Source organism: Staphylococcus shinii (genome assembly GCF_017583065.1).
GTDB classification, from domain to species: domain Bacteria; phylum Bacillota; class Bacilli; order Staphylococcales; family Staphylococcaceae; genus Staphylococcus; species Staphylococcus shinii.
In genome coordinates this window covers 430,409-449,073 of the sequence record NZ_JAGEVL010000001.1, presented here as the reverse complement: position 1 = coordinate 449,073, position 18,665 = coordinate 430,409, and the positions used below count along the sequence as shown (strand labels likewise).

The window sequence follows — 18,665 nt, the reverse complement described above, 5'->3', positions numbered from 1 at the left end:
CTCCTTCGTACATAAATTTATTCTTTCTTATTATAACATGCTATAAGGAAACAAGCATCAGTATAGCGAGAATGGTCGAAAGTACAAGCTAAGTGTGTTATAATTTGTCCGGTAGATTAACGAAAAGGAGTAAATGCATGTTACAAGTTACTGATGTAAGTTTACGATTTGGCGATCGTAAATTATTCGAAGATGTAAATATTAAGTTTACAGATGGCAATTGCTATGGTTTGATTGGGGCAAATGGAGCTGGTAAATCAACGTTCTTAAAGATTTTATCAGGTGAATTAGATGCTCAAACTGGCCATGTTTCAATGGGTAAAAATGAACGTTTAGCAGTATTAAAACAAGATCACTTCGCTTTTGAAGATGAACGTGTGTTAGATGTTGTTATTAAAGGTCATGAACGTTTATATGAAGTAATGAAAGAAAAAGACGAAATTTATATGAAACCAGATTTCAGTGATGAAGATGGTATCAGAGCTGCTGAACTTGAAGGTGAATTCGCAGAAATGGACGGTTGGAATGCAGAGGCAGATGCCGGTTCCCTACTTTCTGGTCTTGGTATTAAAGCCGACTTGCAAGACAAGAAGATGTCAGAATTAGAAAATAATCAAAAAGTTAAAGTATTATTAGCACAGAGTCTTTTTGGTCAACCAGACGTACTATTATTAGATGAGCCTACCAACGGACTAGATATTCCCGCTATCAGTTGGTTAGAAGATTTCCTTATTAATTTCGATAATACTGTTATCGTTGTATCACATGATAGACACTTTTTAAATAATGTATGTACACATATTGCTGATTTAGATTATGGAAAGATTAAAGTTTATGTTGGTAACTATGACTTCTGGTATCAATCAAGTGAATTAGCTATGAAAATGGCTCAAGATCAAAATAAGAAAAAAGAAGAAAAAATTAAAGAGTTACAAGACTTTGTTGCGCGTTTCTCTGCGAACGCTTCTAAATCTAAACAAGCGACAAGTCGTAAAAAGCAATTAGAGAAAATTGAACTCGATGATATTCAACCTTCTTCTCGCCGTTACCCATTTGTGAAATTCACACCGGAACGTGAAATTGGTAATGATTTATTATTTGTAGAAAACCTATCAAAATCAATAGATGGTGTTAAAGTTCTTGATAACATTTCGTTTACTATGGATCCAAATGATAAAGCTGTGTTAATTGGCGATAGTGAATTTGCTAAATCAACATTACTGAAAATACTAGCCGGAGAAATGGAACCTGATGAAGGTACAGTAAGATGGGGTGTTACTACATCTCGTAGTTACTTCCCTAAAGATAACTCAGAATTCTTTGAAGGTGTAGACATGAATCTTGTCGATTGGTTACGTCAATACGCCCCTGAGGATGAGCAAACTGAAACGTTCTTACGTGGTTTCTTAGGTCGTATGTTATTTAGTGGTGAAGAAGTTAAGAAAAAAGCAAGTGTATTATCAGGTGGAGAAAAAGTACGTTGTATGCTAAGTAAAATGATGTTATCAAGCGCAAACGTATTATTACTTGATGAGCCTACAAACCACTTAGATTTAGAAAGTATTACTGCTGTTAATGATGGTTTGAAAAACTTTAAAGGGTCGCTTATTTTCACTTCTTATGACTTTGAATTTATTAATACAATCGCAAACCGTGTCATCGACTTAAATCCAGCTGGAGCTGTATCTAAAGAGATATCATACCAAGCTTATTTAGAAGAAACTGGTGTATTAACAAAATAATTAACGATTGTTAAATAATAATTAAAAATATGAAAATATATTTGTCTGCCGGGTTATAATTATAATCTGGCAGACTTTTTATTACTCCCCTTTTGATGATTGTAAAACAAATGTTGTATGGGCCAATTACTTTGAAATGCTTTTCAAGAATTATATAATCATTATAAGTTTAAGCTAGGAGGAATTTGAAAATGCAAAATTTAGATATGATTGATGGAAAGATAATACCACAAATAGGATTTGGCACATATAAATTAAATGGTGTATCAGGAATGCATGCGATTGTTAGTGCGTTAAATCAAGGTTATCGTTTATTAGATACTGCATACAATTATGAGAATGAAGGCACTGTCGGTAAAGCGATTGAACAGAGTCATGTCTCAAGAGACCAAATAATTGTAACTTCTAAACTTCCTGGACGTTATCAAGACTACAATGCGGCAATGATTGCTATTCAAGAATCGATTTATCGTTTGAATGTGGAATATATCGATTTATACTTAATACATTGGCCAAATCCAAGACATGGTAAATTTATTGAGGCTTGGCAAGCTATGATTGATGCTCGTAATGCTGGGCTAATTAAATCTATCGGTGTATGTAATTTCTTGCCTGAACACATTGAAACGTTAGAACAAGAAACAGGCGTCCTGCCCTCAGTTAACCAAATAGAATTACATCCTTATTTTAATCAACAAGATATGATTAGCTATCATAATGAAAAAGGAATTATCACGCAAGCATGGAGCCCTCTTGGTCGTGCTTCAGAAGTTATAAATGATAAGGATATTGAAGTGATAGCAGAAAAATACGATAAAACCATTCCTCAAATTATTTTAAGATGGCATATTCAAAATGGTGTAGTACCTATTCCAAAAGCAACTTCTATTGCTAGACAAATTCAAAATAAAGAAGTTTTTGATTTCACTTTAGAGCATGATGATATAGAAAAAATAAATGCTTTAACTCAAAAAGACGGCAGATTAAAAGGACAAGATCCAGCAGTATATGAAGAATTTTAGGCTGTTTTTGCTATGATTATTAAAAAGTGAAAATAAATTTGAGTTAATACTCAATACTTTTTACACATAAGTTGCAAAAATAATTTATAAAGTGTTGGATTTTTCAGTAAATTAAAAAAACTTCGTAAAAGCGGTTTACAGTATATGGATGCCTATGTATAATGTGTATCATAAACAAAAAATTAAATATGGTTTTGATGAGGCGCATCAATCATTAGTAATTATTAGAAGAACCTGCCTGCTAGCAGCTAATTTTGAAAGGGTGAGATGCCGAAACAGTTATAATAGCAGCTTATAACACGTTGGACTTTATGGTTAAGAGCTAAGAGTCTGTCATTATTTTAAAATAATGGAGTGCATCACTTGTATATATATTATAGAACAGGTTCGCATTCCGAACTTGTTCTTTTTTTATAATACTGTGATTCTCCCCTATTCGTTGAGGAGGATATAGAAATTGGAAAGAAGTGTTTTGAAATTTGGAGGTTCTTCAGTAAGTGATTTTACTAAAATTAAAAATATTGCTGAAATGCTTAGATTAAGAGTTGAACAAGGTGAACAATTAATTGTGGTTGTAAGTGCTATGGGTAAAACAACAGATGAACTAATGGCAAACGTTTCTACTTTAACTAGTAGTCCTAAAGACCAAGAACTTGCTCTCTTACTTACTACAGGAGAACAACAAACGGTTTCTTATTTATCGATGGTTTTAAATGATATTGGAATTAACGCTAAAGCAATGACTGGTTATCAAGCTGGTATTAAAACGGTTGGTCATCATTTAAAAAGTCGCATAGCAGAAATTGACCCTGACACATTCGAGCAAGCATTTACTGAAAATGACATTTTAGTCATAGCAGGTTTTCAAGGTATAAATGATAACTTTGAAGTGACTACACTAGGTCGTGGTGGATCGGATACTACAGCAGTCGCGTTAGCAGCTAGCAATAACACAGCGTGCGAAATATATACAGATGTTGATGGCGTTTATGCGACAGATCCAAGGCTATACAAAAATGCAAAACGTTTAGACTATGTCTCATATGAAGAAATGATGGAGATGAGTGCTTTAGGCGCAGGCGTACTTGAAACAAGAAGTGTAGAATTGGCAAACAATTATAGTATCCCACTTTACTTAGGAAGAACTTTATCAAATGTGAAAGGAACATGGATTATGCCCCAAACTGAAATATTAGAAAGAAAAGCCGTTACAGGCGTTGCGTTAGATACACATATGATGCACGTTACAATTAGTTATCCCCTACCCGATAATAAATTATTAACTGCATTATTTAATCATTTAGAAGATGGTTCCGTTAATGTTGATATGATCTCGCAAATCATTAATTTGGAAGGGTTACAAATGTCATTTACGATAAAAGACACAGATGCCATTCAAATTTCAACGATATTAGAGTCTTTAAAAGAATCGTTTAGTGCGTTAGACTTTAAGATAAACGAAGATTACGTTAAACTCTCTTTAATTGGTTCTGGCATGAGAGACATGTCGGGCGTAGCTTCAAAAGCATTCAAAACATTAATTGAAAATGATATATCATTTTATCAAACAACAACTTCAGAAATTAGCATTTCATGTGTTATTGATGCTATGAATGGTGAACGTGCTGTTCAAACTCTTTATCAAATTTTTGATATCTGAATTTTCAAAATTATAGTACTATTAAAAAAATAATATTGGAGTGTATTGTATATGACAAGATTAGCAATCGCAGGTGCAACTGGTTTAGTAGGAAGAAAAATGTTAGAAACTATAGATAGAAAAGAAATACCATTTGATGAATTGGTGCTATTTTCATCAGCACGTTCGGCTGGACAACAAGTAGAATTCCAAGGTCAAACGTATATAGTTAGAGAGTTGACTGAAGATGCGGCTAAAGAATCATTTGATTATGTATTGATGAGTGCTGGCGGAAGTACAAGTGAGCACTACTCACCTATCTTTGAAGAAGCAGGCGCTATCGTTATTGATAACTCTAGTCAATGGAGAATGGCTGAAGGCATTGATTTAATTGTGCCAGAAGTCAATGAACCTAAACTAGATAGAAAAATCATTGCAAATCCTAACTGTTCTACAATTCAATCAGTTGTTCCGCTTAAACCATTACAAGAAACTTACGGTTTGAAACGCGTAGCATACACAACTTATCAAGCAGTTTCTGGATCAGGTGTTAAAGGTAAAGCAGATTTAGCAGAAGGTGCAAATGGCAAAGCGCCTGAAGCATATCCACATCCAATTTATAATAATGTATTACCTCATATAGATAGTTTCCTTGAAGATGGGTATACAAAAGAAGAACAAAAAATGATTGATGAAACACGTAAAATCTTAAATGCAGATGATTTAAAGGTTACAGCGACTTGTGTTCGTGTACCAGTACAAGATAGCCATAGCGTACACATGAGCGTTACATTAGAAAAAGAAGCGACGGTTGAAGCAATACAAGCGTTATTTGAAAATGATGATCGTGTTGTACTTATAGACAATCCACAGAATAACGAATACCCATTAGCGATACATTCTACTAATAAAGATGAAATTTTTGTAGGACGTATTCGTCGTGATGATAGTTTAGATAATACATTCCATGTATGGTGTACTTCCGATAACTTATTGAAAGGTGCAGCGTTAAATGCAGTACAGATTCTTGAACAAGTGATGAGCTTGAAAGGAGTTAAATAAGATGGGACATATTTTTGAAGGTGTTGGTGTAGCTTTAGCAACACCATTCACACACAATGAAGTAGACTATGAAGCCATTAGAAGACATGTTGATTATTTAATAGAGAACGATACGAAATCTATCGTAGTCAATGGTACTACAGCAGAGAATCCTACACTTACTGACGATGAGAAAGAACAAATATTAGAAAATGTCATCAACCATGTAAATGGTCGAGTACCAGTAATTGCAGGAACAGGTACTAACAATACACAAAAATCTATTCAAGCTTCCGTACGTGCTAGAGAATTGGGTGCAGATGCAATTATGTTGATTACGCCCTACTATAATAAAACAAATCAACGTGGTTTAATTGCGCATTTTACGACAATTGCTGATGCGGTTAAATTACCAGTGATTTTATACAATGTTCCCTCTCGTACGAACATGACAATAGAAGCAGAAACTGTTGAAACTTTAAGTCAAAATGAGTATATTGTCGCATTAAAAGATGCAACAAACGATTTTGATTATTTAGATGATTTAAAAAACCGTCTTAACCTTGATGAGTTCGCTTTATATAGTGGAAATGACGATAATGTAGTTGAATATTTTAATAAAGATGGGCACGGTGTGATTTCAGTTGTCGCAAATGTTATTCCAAAATCATTCCAAGCGTTATACGACGCTAAACAAAATGGGGAAAATATTGAAACACAATTTCAACCAATTCAAACTTTGCTAGATGCTTTATCAGTAGACGTAAACCCTATTCCAGTAAAAGCGTTAACTGCGTTAGAAGGATTTGGAAATTATGAAGTGCGTTTACCGTTAGTTCCACTTGAAGACAGTGAACGTGAAACATTAGAACAAGCTTATGAACAATTTAAAGCAGGTGAAAATGCATGAAAATAGTACTTATTGGCTACGGCGCAATGAATCAACGTGTTGCTAGACTAGCCGAGGAAAAAGGACATGAAATTGTAGGGGTGATTGTAAGAGATAAATCTAAAGACTATCCTTACCCTACTTACCAGCATATTGCAGATGTTAAAGACGCAGAAGTTGCCATTGATTTTTCAAATCCCGAATTATTATTACCTCTATTAGAAGAGGACTTCACTTTACCATTAGTTATTGCTACCACTGGTGAAAAAGATACAATCATTAATAAACTGCAAGACCTAAGCAATCGTATGCCTGTATTTTTCAGTGCAAACATGAGTTATGGCGTTCACGCACTAACTAAAATTTTAGAAGCTGCTGTACCATTACTCGAAGACTTTGATATTGAGCTTACAGAGGCTCACCATAATAAAAAAGTTGACGCACCAAGTGGTACGTTAGTTAAACTTTACGATGTTATTGAATCATTACGTACACAATCTACACCAGTTTATGATAGACATGAAAATAATGAAAAGCGTACTCAAGATGAAATTGGAGTTCATTCAATTCGTGGAGGTACTATTGTAGGACAACATGACATACTCTTTGCTGGTACAGATGAAACGATTGAAATAACTCATCGTGCACAGTCTAAAGATATTTTTGCCAATGGTGCAATTGGCGCAGCAGAAAAACTGATTAACAAAGCAAATGACTATTATACATTTGACAACCTATAAACCTTAAGGAGCGTATTTAATTATGGTACAACATTTAACGGCAGAAGAAATTATCCAATTTATAAGTGATGCAAAAAAATCTACACCACTAAAAGTGTATGCAAATGGAAACTTTGAAAATGTGAGTTTCCCTCAAAATTTTAAAGTTTTTGGTTCAACTGATTCAAAAGTAATCTTTTGTGAAGCTGACGAATGGAAACAATTTTACGAAAGCAACCAATCAAGTATTGATGAATTAGAAGTTGAAATGGATCGTCGCAACTCTGCAATTCCATTGAAAGACTTAACAAATACTAATGCACGAATTGAACCTGGCGCTTTTATTCGCGAACAAGCGATTATTGAAGATGGTGCAGTAATCATGATGGGCGCTACAATTAATATCGGAGCTGTAGTTGGTGAAGGTACTATGGTAGATATGAATGCAACGCTTGGTGGACGTGCTACTACTGGTAAAAATGTTCACGTTGGAGCTGGCGCAGTATTAGCAGGAGTAATAGAACCACCAAGCGCATCACCTGTAGTTATTGAAGACGACGTGCTAATTGGTGCCAATGCGGTAATTCTTGAAGGCGTTCGCGTTGGTAAAGGTTCTATTGTTGCGGCTGGCGCAATTGTTACACAAGATGTACCTGAAGGCTCTGTAGTAGCTGGTACACCTGCTAAAGTCATTAAACAAACAAGCGAAGTTGAGGATTCAAAACGCGAAATCGTTTCAGCGTTAAGAAAATTAAATGATTAATACTTAATTAAAACAAAATATATTCACTTACGTATTTACATAGAGGTAAAATTTAAATTGTAACTTTAAGTGAATATTTAAATAGATAATTGGGAGGTATAGACGAGACGATATAAAATTCATTATAATGTCTCAACTTATTATATGTGGTAGCGACATCATATATAATAAGGTCGTCTTACCTCCTCATTTTTATAATATTAAATGATACATAATAGACTTTCGTGAATTAAATAAAGTCTAAATATAACTTTAACTAGAAGGATTTGATTTTGATGAATGAGTTAGAATTTGTTACAACACATAGGCGTTATTTGCATCAATATCCAGAATTGAGTTTACATGAGTATGAAACGACTGAATATATTGCTAACTTTTTAGATGAATTAGGAGTCGAGTATCAAAGACCACTTGATACAGGTGTTATTGCGTATTTACCTGGTAATGGCGAACACACAATTGCTTATCGCGCGGATATAGACGCGTTACCAATCTTCGAAGAAAATGATATAGATTTTAAAAGTAAAACGGACAACGTGATGCATGCATGTGGTCATGATGGACATACCACAGCGTTAATGCTATTTGTTAAACGTTGTAAGGCTGTAGCTGATTGTGGCGAACTTCCTCAAAATATTGTATTTATCTTTCAGCCTGCTGAAGAAACGGGTGGTGGCGCTAATCGATTAATTAGAGCCGGCGCTTTTAATCGTTACCCTATTGAAGCTGTGTTTGGTGTCCATGTTATGCCATTTGAAAATGAAGGGCACGTTGTAATTAGAGATGAAGAAATTACTGCGAGCGCTACAGAATATAGATTTTATTTAAACGGTTTATCAAGTCACGTAGCAGACAAAGAACAAGGATATTCTTGTGGAGAAGCATTGCAACATGTACTAAGCCAAGTTGGTCAAATTCAACAATATCATTTGAATGGTTTGAAACGAAATATCGTCCATATGGGTCATTTTGAAGCTGGAGAAGCTATTAATACTGTTCCAAGTCATGGCTATCTAGAAGGCACTATTCGTACTTATGATGTTAATGATTTAGAAATCGTCAAACAGCAAATGGCTAAAATTGCCAAAAGTGTAAAATTATTATTCAATGTTGAATGTGAAGTGAAATTTGAAGAAGGTTACCCACCTACTTATAATGATTCAAATTTACGTAAACATGTAGAAAATGGTTTGAGAAATGCGAATTTTGAAGTAATTGATAAACCTACGCCATATTTATTTGGTGAAGATTTTAGTTTTTATAGCCAGTTAGCACCAAGCTATTTTGTTTTTGTAGGTGTACGTGATGAATCTAAAGGCTATGTTACAGGTTTACATACCTCTAATTTAAATTTTAATGAGCACATGCTCATTAGGATTGCTGATTATTATGAACAAATATTAAGATCTTACAGTGAGGTGCGCGCACAATGACAGCTATTTGGTCTGTAGATACAGCAAAATTTCGAAAAAATGCTGAAAATGTAAAACAAGACAACCAATTGATGGCAGTGGTCAAAAACAATGCATATCATTATGGATTAGAGTTTGCAGTGACACAATTTTTGGCGATAGGCATTAATACATTTAGCACGACTTCATTAAGAGAAGCTATACGGATTCGTAAACTTGCTCCTGATGCAACTATATTTTTAATGAATGCTGTCTATGAATTTGATAAAGTACGTGCTTATAACATACAAATGACTTTACCCTCCCTATCGTTTTATTATGAGAATTTAAATGAACTATATAATATACAAGTACATGTGGAGTATGAAAATTTATTACATCGTTCAGGTTTGAAGACGGTAGCTGAAATTAAAGAACTACTTTCACATCATGAGCAAAACCAAAATACAAATAAAATGAACATCGTGGGTTTGTGGACTCATTTTGGTTATGCAGATGAATTTGATGTGACTGACTATAAAATTGAACGTGAGGCGTGGTTAGATATTGTAGAAGCCTTATTAGCTGAAAACTACCAATTTGATATGATTCATGCTCAAAATAGCGCAAGTTATTATAGAGAAGAAGGTATATTTCCTAATCATACACATGCACGTGTAGGTATTGCTTTGTACGGATCAAGACCGTATAGTACGATAGACGAAACAGTCATTCAACAATCATTAACGGTTAAAGGCAATATTATTCAAGTAAGAGAAGTAAATCAAGGTGATTACTGTGGTTATAGTTTTGCGTTTGAAGCTACAAGAGACCAAACTAAACTAGCAGTGGTTGATATTGGTTATGGTGATGGTATTCTTAAATCCAGAGCGAAGCATGAAGCGATGATAAACGGCAAACGTTTCCCTATACGTGCATTGATGATGAGTCATATGTTTGTAGAAGTCGATGATAGTGTGAGTGCACGAGATGAAGTTATATTATATAATAATGATATACGTGTTGATGAATATACGTTTAAAGGTGTCGGTGCCAATTCCGAGCAACTTAGTGCAATGAATCACGACTCACTAATAAAGGAGTATAGATAAATTATGGTAGTAGAATATAATGATAGTGGCGAACTTACAATGGGAGGTACAAGTCTTAAAACAATAGCGCAAAGTTTTGGGACGCCTACAATTGTCTATGATGAAGTACAAATTAGAAATCAAATGAGACGTTTTCATGAAGCTTTTAAAAAAAGTGGATTAAATTATAATGTTTCATATGCATCTAAAGCATTTACTTGTTTACAAATGGTTAAATTGGTCCAAGAAGAAAATCTTGAATTAGATGTTGTCTCTGAAGGTGAACTATACACGGCTTTAGAAGCTGGGTTTGATCCCCAACATATCCACTTTCATGGAAATAATAAGACGAAACATGAAATTCGATATGCTTTAGAAAGTAAAGTTGGCTATATCGTTATAGATTCATTGGAAGAAATTGATCTTATTGACCGTTACGCAAGTGAAGAAGTCAATGTAGTTATTAGATTAAATCCAGGTGTTGAAGCACATACGCATGAATTTATACAAACAGGACAAGAAGATAGTAAATTCGGTTTATCTATTAAGCATGGTTTAGCTATTCAAGGTGTACAGAAAGTTAGAACTTCAAAACACTTAAAACTTAAAGGTGTTCATTTTCATGTAGGTTCGCAAATTGAAGGTACAGAAGCAATGATTGAGACTACAAAACTTGTGGTTCAATGGTTGAAAGAAAATGATATCGAAGTAGAGCTAATAAATCTTGGCGGTGGCTTCAGTATTAAATATGTTGAAGGAGATGTAAGCTTCCCTATCGAAGAAGGCATTGAGGAAATTACTGCTGCTGTTAAAGCGATTGCTAAACAAGCTAATTACCCTATCCCAGAAATCGGTATTGAGCCTGGGCGTTCTATTGTCGGTGAAGCTGGTATCACTTTATATGAAGTTGGAACAATTAAAGAAATCCCCAATGTTAATAAGTACGTTTCTATTGATGGAGGTATGAGCGATCATATTAGAACATCATTATACGATGCACAATATGAAGCACTACTTGTTAATAGAAATGACCCTAAAGATGAAACAGTTACGATTGCAGGAAAATTATGTGAGTCAGGCGACATTATTATCAAGGACGCAAAATTACCTAGTACAGTAAAACGTGGTGACTATTTAGCAGTTTTATCTACAGGTGCTTATCATTATTCTATGGCTTCAAACTATAACCAAATGCAGAAGCCTTCTGTATTTTTCTTGAAAGACGGTAAAGCTAGAGAAGTTATTAAACGTCAATCATTACGTCAATTAATCATTAATGATACGAAATAAATTAAAAAAAAGTGGTTCTATCCCCTACTTTAGGCTGATGGAACCACTTTTTATTTAGTATATACTGGTATGAAATAATATAAATTAAGCTACCGTAATTAAATATAACCGCGACTATAAAAAAAAGAACCTTTAACAAGGTTCTTTAAATAGTCAATATTGCAATCTATATTATAGTTTTACAACGTTTGCAGCTTGAGGACCGCGGTCGCCTTCAACTACTTCAAATTCAACTGATTGACCTTCTTCTAATGATTTGTAACCTTCTTGGTTAATTGCTGAGAAGTGTACGAATACGTCGTTTTCTCCTTCAACTTCGATAAAACCAAATCCTTTTTCAGCGTTAAACCATTTTACTGTACCTTGTTTCATAAATGTGAAACCTCCAAGACTAATATTCATTCAATATGCGTTATTCGCATATTACAAAAAATACAATGAAACAGTATAAGCCTGTTAGTACAATATTCTTTGCAATATGGAATAAAACAATTGCTTGACTAATATTATAGGATATTTTCAGTTGAATTGCAAGGCAAACGTTAATTAATTGTTTATTCAATTATAGGTAAATTAAAATAAACTTCATTTTTATTTAAAACTATAAAACTATAGAATATTTGTAAATCTTCATCGCAATCTTCACAAAATCCTAATTCGCAATTGTTATAAAAAGCATGAATATTATGTTTTCCAACTAAATAATTATCAAACGTATTTTTGCTCTTTAAAATTAATGATGTATAAAATTTTAACATTTCGTCGTAAGTCTCGAAGTCATACTGTTCTACAATATGATCAGTCCAGTCACTAAATAACCACCAGCCTTCATAATCAGCTCGAATTTTTGCAACTGTCCACATTATAAATCTTCACCCTTTCATATATAGTCTAAATCACTTTTTTGGCGTAACTAATTTCGCACCTCGCTATTTAGACCTATAGAACAAAGTGCTTATACTTATGTATGTATTTCGATCACACATATACTCTAAATTAAATCCCCCATGTTTATAAATAGATATAAATAAAACTAAATATAGACGTTCATACTTTGATTTAGAGACGTACAATTTTTGCCTATGTGTAATATTTTAACGAGTTAAGATACAAAATCAAGTTATCTGGCTCATACTTTTGGCCGATAGACTATCAATTTATAAACTTAAATATTAGTTTTGTAGCGTTAAATTTCGTATAATGTTAATTAAGAGGTGATTTTATGAAACGCAAACACATTAAAGTATTTGGGATGGTACAAGGTGTAGGTTTTCGTTATTATACCCAAAAGATAGCGCAACAATATCATATTGTTGGTACCGTTGAAAATGTAGATAATTACGTTGATATATATGCTCAAGGTGATGAGCAATCTTTAACACAATTTATTAACGCAGTTACTGAAGGTGCTTCCCCAGCATCTCATGTTGAAGACTTTACTACTGAAGAGATAGAAATTGAGCAATCATTGAAAGATTTTAAAACTATATAAAGGAAGATGAAGTTTGAGATATAATATTTCTCGTATTTTCGGGACAATTATTGCTTTACCAGCAGCAGTTATCGCATGGTTTGTTAGTATATTTGCCTTAGATATTTATTTTATTTTTGATTTGTTGATTTCTGTAGCAACATTTATAACGTTTTACTTCCCTACTCAACGTTTAACTTCTAGAAAATATTTAAAAGAAATTGGTTTAACTCGTCGAGATTATCACTTTGTCAATGGTCAATTGAATAATGCTCAAGATAAAATTAGACGTATATTTAAATCATTTGTCAATGTCAGATCTATCAAAGACTTTAGGCAAGTAAATGAAATTTATCGGATATCTCGAGCTATATTTTATGCAGTTAAACAGCAACCAAGTTCATTTTTTAAAGTCGAAAGTTTCTTTTATTCACATATTGATAATGCATTAAATTTAATTGAAGCATATACAAGATTATCTAAATCACCTAAGAAAAGTAAAGAAGAAAAACAAAAATTAGAACAAACAAGAATTACTTTGGATGAAGTGAAAAGGACATTAGTAGCTGATTTAAGAAGAATTAATGACGAGGATTATAGTAAGTTAGATATAGAGATGGAACTAAACAAGATAGAACAAAGCCGAAATAAAAAATAGTAAATCACAATAAGAATGGAGAGAGATTTTATGGCAAGAGAACAAGACTATATAAATTCACATCCATTAGACAAATATATAGAAGAAAATTCTACAAGTGAATCTGAAGTCGTAAATTCTAGGCAATATAATCAAAAGGATCAACAAAAGATTAATGAATTAAGCGAAAAAATAAAACCAATGGATCATGATGCTTTATTAAATTATGGTACAGAAGCACAATCTCATATGTCCCAATTCTCACATCGTATATTAAATGAAGTTAAAACAACTGACGTTGGACCAGTCGGTGAATCATTGAATGGGCTAATGAGTAAACTGAAATCAGTAAACCCTGACGAGCTAAATTCAGAAAACCAATCAAAATTAAAACGTCTATTTAGAAGGACAAAAGCCTCTGTAAATGAAGTTTTTTCAAAGATGCAATCGGTTGGCTCGCAAATAGATCGTATATCAATTGAGTTAGATAAGCATAAAAATAACTTAGTAAAAGATGTAGATATGCTAGATGAATTATATAATATGAATAAAGACTATTTTGATGAATTATCACTGTATATAGAAGCAGCAAAAAAGAAACAGCATGATCTGCAACAAGAGGAAGTGCCTAAATTAAGAGCGCAGGCAAAATCAACAGGTAATCAAATGGATGTTCAAGCTGCATCGGATATGGAACAATTTATCGATCGATTAGACAAGCGTATTTATGATTTACAACTATCTAGGCAAATTGCTATACAAACGGCTCCTCAAATACGTATGATTCAAAATGTTAACCAAGCATTAGCAGAAAAAATACAAAGTTCGATTCTTACAAGTATTCCATTGTGGAAAAATCAAATGTCAATTGCATTAACTTTAATGAGACAACGAAATGCAGTATCAGCTCAAAAAGCCGTTACTGATACGACAAATGATTTATTATTAAAAAACTCTGAACTATTGAAACAAAATGCTCTAGATACTGCTACTGAAAATGAACGTGGCGTCGTTGATATTGAGACTCTAAAAACAACACAAAATGATATTATTGAAACAATAGAACAAACACTACAGATTCAAGAACAAGGTCGTAATAAACGTAAACAAGCTGAATCTGAATTAAATCAATTAGAATCTGAATTACAAAATCAACTTTTAGATATGAAACAAAATAAATAGTTTCTACATTTAATTAAGTAGTTATTTTGAGAAATGACTCCGGGACATAAGTAGATGTCTCGGTTTTTTTTATGGAGTAGTAGATAAAGTAGTAAAATATCTGGTTATAAGCGTATTCTCAGATATAGTCGTTCTACGTCAAAAATAATTTGTTATAGGAAAAGGCGTATCCATTTTTTATATACGGATACGCCCTTTTTAAATTTAGTATAAGCTTACTTTTAACTTGATATTATTTTAGTGTTAAACAAAAACACTTCTAGTACATGCTTATACTTTACTATTATTTTATGTCATTATTAGAAGATTTTTCAGCTAAAATATTGTTTTCTGAAGTTTCTTTTTTAATTGCTATATTTTGTTCAATAGCTAATTTATGTGCAATTTTTGGTGCCGTCCAAACTGCTGGCAACATGATAATTGATATTGGAACTGCTGTAATAATTATGAAAGATTGAATAGCATTGATACTACCTTCTCCTATATTAATTAAAATAATTGATATAACGCCCATAATGACAACCCAAAAGAGCCTTATTATTTTTGGTGGATCGCCTTCTCCTGTAACAGACATCGAAATTGAATAAGACATCGTATCAGCAGTAGTGATAACAAATATTAATGTCAATAATAATAAAACAATGACCATTACAGTGCCTAATGGTAAATGAGATGCAATTGAAATAACTGCTGCTGGGAGTCCGTTATCTGTTAATGGCCCACTGATTGTACCACTGTTTTTTGTCTCATAAAATAGGCCACTACCGCCAAGAATAGAAAACCATACATGAGAAACTACTGCTGCTACTATTGATACAAGTAAAAATATTTCTCTAATTGTACGACCTCTAGATACACGAGCAACTAACATTCCCATTAAAGGCCCATATCCTATAAACCAACCAAAGAAAAATAACATCCAAGCGCCAGCCCATTTATCATTGCCTCTAAATGTACTGATTTCTAGAAAATGAGTTATATAAACGCCATATGAAGAAATAAATGTATCTATAATAAAATGCCCAGGGCCTAACAATAATATAAATGCTGCAAGTGCTAGCGCTAGCCAGACATTTAATTTACTTAAAAATTGAATTCCCTTTTCGATACCGGTAGTTGCAGAAATCATTACAATAACCATTAAACCTGCGACAGATAATATTTGAGTAACTATGTTATCTGGTATACCAAAAATACTATGTAACCAGTAACTAAATTGAAAGCCGAAGAATCCAATTGTTCCAATAGTACCAGCAACAGCACCTAAAATACAAAAAACATCGATAAGCCATCCAATTTTATTTTTTTCTATTTTATTACCAAATATTGGATATAGTAGCGTTCGAGGACGCATTTTTAAATGTTTATTATAATGCGCATACATGATAATAATACCACTAATGGCCCCGTAAACTGCCCATGCCGTAAAACCCCAAGAGGTAAAACTTTGTGCCATAGCAGCTGATATGGCTAGAGTACTGGCATTTTTAATGTCGGAATCCATTGTTGGTGGTACATCAATAAAATAATACATCGGTTCTGCTGCAGCCCAGAAAATGGCCCCAGCGCCTAAGCCTGACGTTATTACAATAGCAGCCCATCTAAAATAACCCATTTCTGGTTTAGAAGCGTTACCTAGTCGAACACGACCATACTTTGAAAATGCTAAAAATGCACCTACTGCAAATGTTGCAAGAAGTAATATTTGCCAAAAAGCTCCGAAATAAGTAATGGAGATTTGGAATCCCTTTTGTACGAAATTCGAAGTTGCCTGCGTAAAAACAGAAGACATCAGTACAAATAAAACTAGGATGCCCCCACTAATTAGAAATACTGGCCAATCTAACTTATCTTTCCATTGTGAATATTTAATATTATTCGACCCCTCTATTATACGTGTTTTAAACAATATGCATATTGAGTATGTGATGTTATTTTCAATAATTTTGATAAGATACTTCTTGGTATATTAAATAGTAAAGATGAATCTAAAATATGAGAGGCATGAAGTCACAAATAATTTAATTAAGTTTAGTTTTATCTATATTAAAAAATCATATTCTATGAAATACACGATTTGGTACTTATGTAAATACAGGTTATCTATCACCATAAAACCCTTATATTGCTTTTTAATGAAACACTTGAAGTAAAGAGTATAGCTTACTTTTTAAAACTAATCAAATAGACTTTTGAAATTTATTTTAAGGTTTTAGATTTATAAATTATCTTCATCGATATATTAATGGCTAAATAGAAGCTTCTATTTAGCTATTAATTACATAAAAAAGCAAACCAACACTAATTTAAGCGCTGACTTGCTTTTATTTTAAATATTATTCTTTTTCATAAACAATTGGTTTTTGATTTTTAACCATTGTAGCTACAATGTAACCTATGATTGTTGTCACTACAGCGATTGGGAACCATTCAAGTGAATACTCTTTTAATGGCAAGCTATCAATGAAACTCAATTTTAGCCACCCTTGTGTATGAATGACACTTAAGATAGAAACGATTGTAACGATAGCAACAGGAATTTGTTGTGCAATTGGTTTTGTTGGTATAAAACGTGCTAATAAAATAAGTAACACTGATGTGATTGCTACTGGATATACAATACTCAACACTGGTACAGACATTGTGATGACCGAGTTAAGCCCTTGGTTAGCTAAAATAAAGCTAATTAGTGTAAAACCAATCACATATATTTTGTAAGAAATCCTTGGGAAAATTCTATAGAAATATTCTGATACGGACACAATCAAACCACAAGCTGTTGTGAGACAAGCAAGCGCCACAATAATACCTAATAAATATTTACCAAATGTCCCAAATCCAACACTGGCCATAGTTGTTAATAAATATGTACCGATGTTTTGATCGTTTGCAGTTAAGCTCGCTATTTTTTCTTGAGGTACTGCCATATGATTACCTATAAATCCTAGAGAAATATAAATAAACATTAAAGCTACAGCTGCAATTATACCTGCCATTAACGTTTGTTTGAAAATTTGATTGGCATGTGTAATACCAGTTGATTTCACTGCATTAACGACAATCATTGAGAAAGCTATAGCTGCAATAGCATCCATAGTAAGATAACCATTTGTGAACCCTTGTGAGAAACCTGCAAAGTTCGATGTAAATGCTTCAGCAGCTTGACTATGTGAATTGCTACCATAATCAACAAATCCTTTGATAATCATTGCTAAAATAGTAATCAATAATAAAGGTGTTAATAGCGAACCAATACGATCTACCATTTTAGTTGGGTTAATACATAAATATAGAACTATCAAGAAATATATAATAGTAAAGATAAGCAATGCTAAACTACTATTTGTGTGTGCAATCGGTGTCACTGTCATTTCAAACGATGTCGACGCTGTACGAGGAATCGCGAACAGTGGTCCAATTGTAAGATAAATGATGACTAGGAATATGATAGAGAACTTAGGTGAAATTTTATTTAATGATCCAATATAACCTTGTTTATCTAATGCGCCTACGATAACGCCTAATAGTGGTAGTCCAATACCTGTTAAAGCAAATGCTAAGATTGATGGCCAGAAATACTGTCCGCTATCTAAGCCTAAATTTGGTGGGAAAATAAGATTACCTGCTCCAAAGAACATTGCGAACAATGTAAAACCTATAATCCATGTATTTTTATTCATATGACTTACTCCTTCTAACCAATAAAATAATATTATCTATTCTATCACGGTTAATTAGATATCGTCTATATAAATTTCAGAATATTTAAATATATCGGTTATTATTTG

Annotated in this window: 17 protein-coding genes and 1 riboswitch; of the genes, 13 read left to right on the top strand and 4 right to left on the bottom strand. The window is 33.0% G+C overall.

Annotated features, from left to right (window positions below):
* Positions 1-137 precede the first annotated feature (137 nt).
* The 10 genes from J5E45_RS02205 (at position 138) to lysA (ending at position 11,587) form a co-directional block, all read left to right on the top strand.
* Positions 138-1,742, top strand: a complete 1,605-nt coding sequence (locus J5E45_RS02205) for an ABC-F family ATP-binding cassette domain-containing protein (protein WP_039066564.1) — start codon at positions 138-140, stop codon at positions 1,740-1,742.
* A gap of 191 nt (positions 1,743-1,933) precedes the next feature.
* Positions 1,934-2,764: an aldo/keto reductase gene (locus J5E45_RS02200; RefSeq protein WP_039066563.1), complete on the top strand. Its 831-nt coding sequence runs from the start codon at positions 1,934-1,936 to the stop codon at positions 2,762-2,764.
* A 189-nt stretch (positions 2,765-2,953) separates the two neighbouring features.
* Positions 2,954-3,132: riboswitch (Lysine riboswitch) on the top strand.
* Between the two features lie 89 nt (positions 3,133-3,221).
* The gene (locus J5E45_RS02195) at positions 3,222-4,424 is read left to right on the top strand and encodes an aspartate kinase (protein ID WP_101093794.1); all 1,203 of its coding nucleotides are present in this window, start codon (positions 3,222-3,224) and stop codon (positions 4,422-4,424) included.
* A gap of 51 nt (positions 4,425-4,475) precedes the next feature.
* Entirely contained in the window at positions 4,476-5,465 is a 990-nt protein-coding gene (locus J5E45_RS02190) for an aspartate-semialdehyde dehydrogenase (protein WP_039066561.1), read from the top strand.
* Position 5,466: 1 nt separating this feature from the next.
* Positions 5,467-6,354, top strand: a complete 888-nt coding sequence (gene dapA, locus J5E45_RS02185) for a 4-hydroxy-tetrahydrodipicolinate synthase (RefSeq protein ID WP_101049340.1) — start codon at positions 5,467-5,469, stop codon at positions 6,352-6,354.
* Positions 6,351-7,073 (top strand): 4-hydroxy-tetrahydrodipicolinate reductase, encoded by a 723-nt coding sequence (gene dapB, locus J5E45_RS02180; RefSeq protein ID WP_039066557.1) that lies wholly within the window; start codon positions 6,351-6,353, stop codon positions 7,071-7,073. Before dapA ends, dapB begins: the two co-directional genes overlap by 4 nt.
* Before the next feature lie 22 nt (positions 7,074-7,095).
* Positions 7,096-7,815 (top strand): 2,3,4,5-tetrahydropyridine-2,6-dicarboxylate N-acetyltransferase, encoded by a 720-nt coding sequence (gene dapD, locus J5E45_RS02175; RefSeq protein ID WP_101093792.1) that lies wholly within the window; start codon positions 7,096-7,098, stop codon positions 7,813-7,815.
* A 275-nt stretch (positions 7,816-8,090) separates the two neighbouring features.
* On the top strand, positions 8,091-9,248 hold the full coding sequence (locus tag J5E45_RS02170) for a M20 metallopeptidase family protein (protein WP_039066553.1): 1,158 nt from the start codon (positions 8,091-8,093) through the stop codon (positions 9,246-9,248).
* A complete protein-coding gene (locus J5E45_RS02165) occupies positions 9,245-10,318 on the top strand; it encodes an alanine racemase (protein ID WP_101093791.1) in 1,074 nt (357 codons plus the stop codon). The genes J5E45_RS02170 and J5E45_RS02165 overlap by 4 nt, the downstream gene beginning before the upstream one ends.
* Positions 10,319-10,321: 3 nt before the next feature.
* On the top strand, positions 10,322-11,587 hold the full coding sequence (gene lysA, locus J5E45_RS02160) for a diaminopimelate decarboxylase (RefSeq protein ID WP_101093790.1): 1,266 nt from the start codon (positions 10,322-10,324) through the stop codon (positions 11,585-11,587).
* A 171-nt stretch (positions 11,588-11,758) separates the two neighbouring features.
* On the opposite strand, the gene cspA is transcribed toward lysA, so the two are convergent.
* Positions 11,759-11,959, bottom strand: a complete 201-nt coding sequence (cspA, locus tag J5E45_RS02155; RefSeq protein WP_001831260.1) for a cold shock protein CspA — start codon at positions 11,957-11,959, stop codon at positions 11,759-11,761.
* 182 nt (positions 11,960-12,141) lie between these two features.
* Complete coding sequence (gene msaA / locus J5E45_RS02150; protein WP_069793083.1) at positions 12,142-12,450, bottom strand: regulatory protein MsaA; 309 nt, start codon at positions 12,448-12,450, stop codon at positions 12,142-12,144.
* A 359-nt stretch (positions 12,451-12,809) separates the two neighbouring features.
* Here msaA and J5E45_RS02145 point away from each other — a divergent pair, with 359 nt between their 5' ends.
* The 3 genes from J5E45_RS02145 to J5E45_RS02135 are packed head-to-tail and all read left to right on the top strand — an operon-like array spanning position 12,810 to position 14,877.
* The gene (locus J5E45_RS02145) at positions 12,810-13,079 is read left to right on the top strand and encodes an acylphosphatase (protein WP_039066545.1); all 270 of its coding nucleotides are present in this window, start codon (positions 12,810-12,812) and stop codon (positions 13,077-13,079) included.
* A gap of 13 nt (positions 13,080-13,092) precedes the next feature.
* Positions 13,093-13,716 carry a 5-bromo-4-chloroindolyl phosphate hydrolysis family protein gene (locus J5E45_RS02140; RefSeq protein WP_039066544.1) on the top strand — a complete coding sequence of 208 codons (624 nt, stop codon included), beginning with the start codon at positions 13,093-13,095 and terminating at the stop codon, positions 13,714-13,716.
* A gap of 30 nt (positions 13,717-13,746) precedes the next feature.
* Complete coding sequence (locus J5E45_RS02135; RefSeq protein WP_069793082.1) at positions 13,747-14,877, top strand: toxic anion resistance protein; 1,131 nt, start codon at positions 13,747-13,749, stop codon at positions 14,875-14,877.
* 283 nt (positions 14,878-15,160) lie between these two features.
* Here J5E45_RS02135 and J5E45_RS02130 read toward each other — a convergent pair whose 3' ends face one another.
* On the bottom strand, positions 15,161-16,750 hold the full coding sequence (locus J5E45_RS02130; RefSeq protein ID WP_338061891.1) for a BCCT family transporter: 1,590 nt from the start codon (positions 16,748-16,750) through the stop codon (positions 15,161-15,163).
* 463 nt (positions 16,751-17,213) lie between these two features.
* Positions 17,214-18,557, bottom strand: coding sequence for a branched-chain amino acid-like transporter carrier protein BrnQ3 (gene brnQ3 / locus J5E45_RS02125; protein ID WP_208181525.1), 1,344 nt, complete (start codon positions 18,555-18,557; stop codon positions 17,214-17,216).
* Between the last annotated feature and the right edge of the window lie 108 nt (positions 18,558-18,665).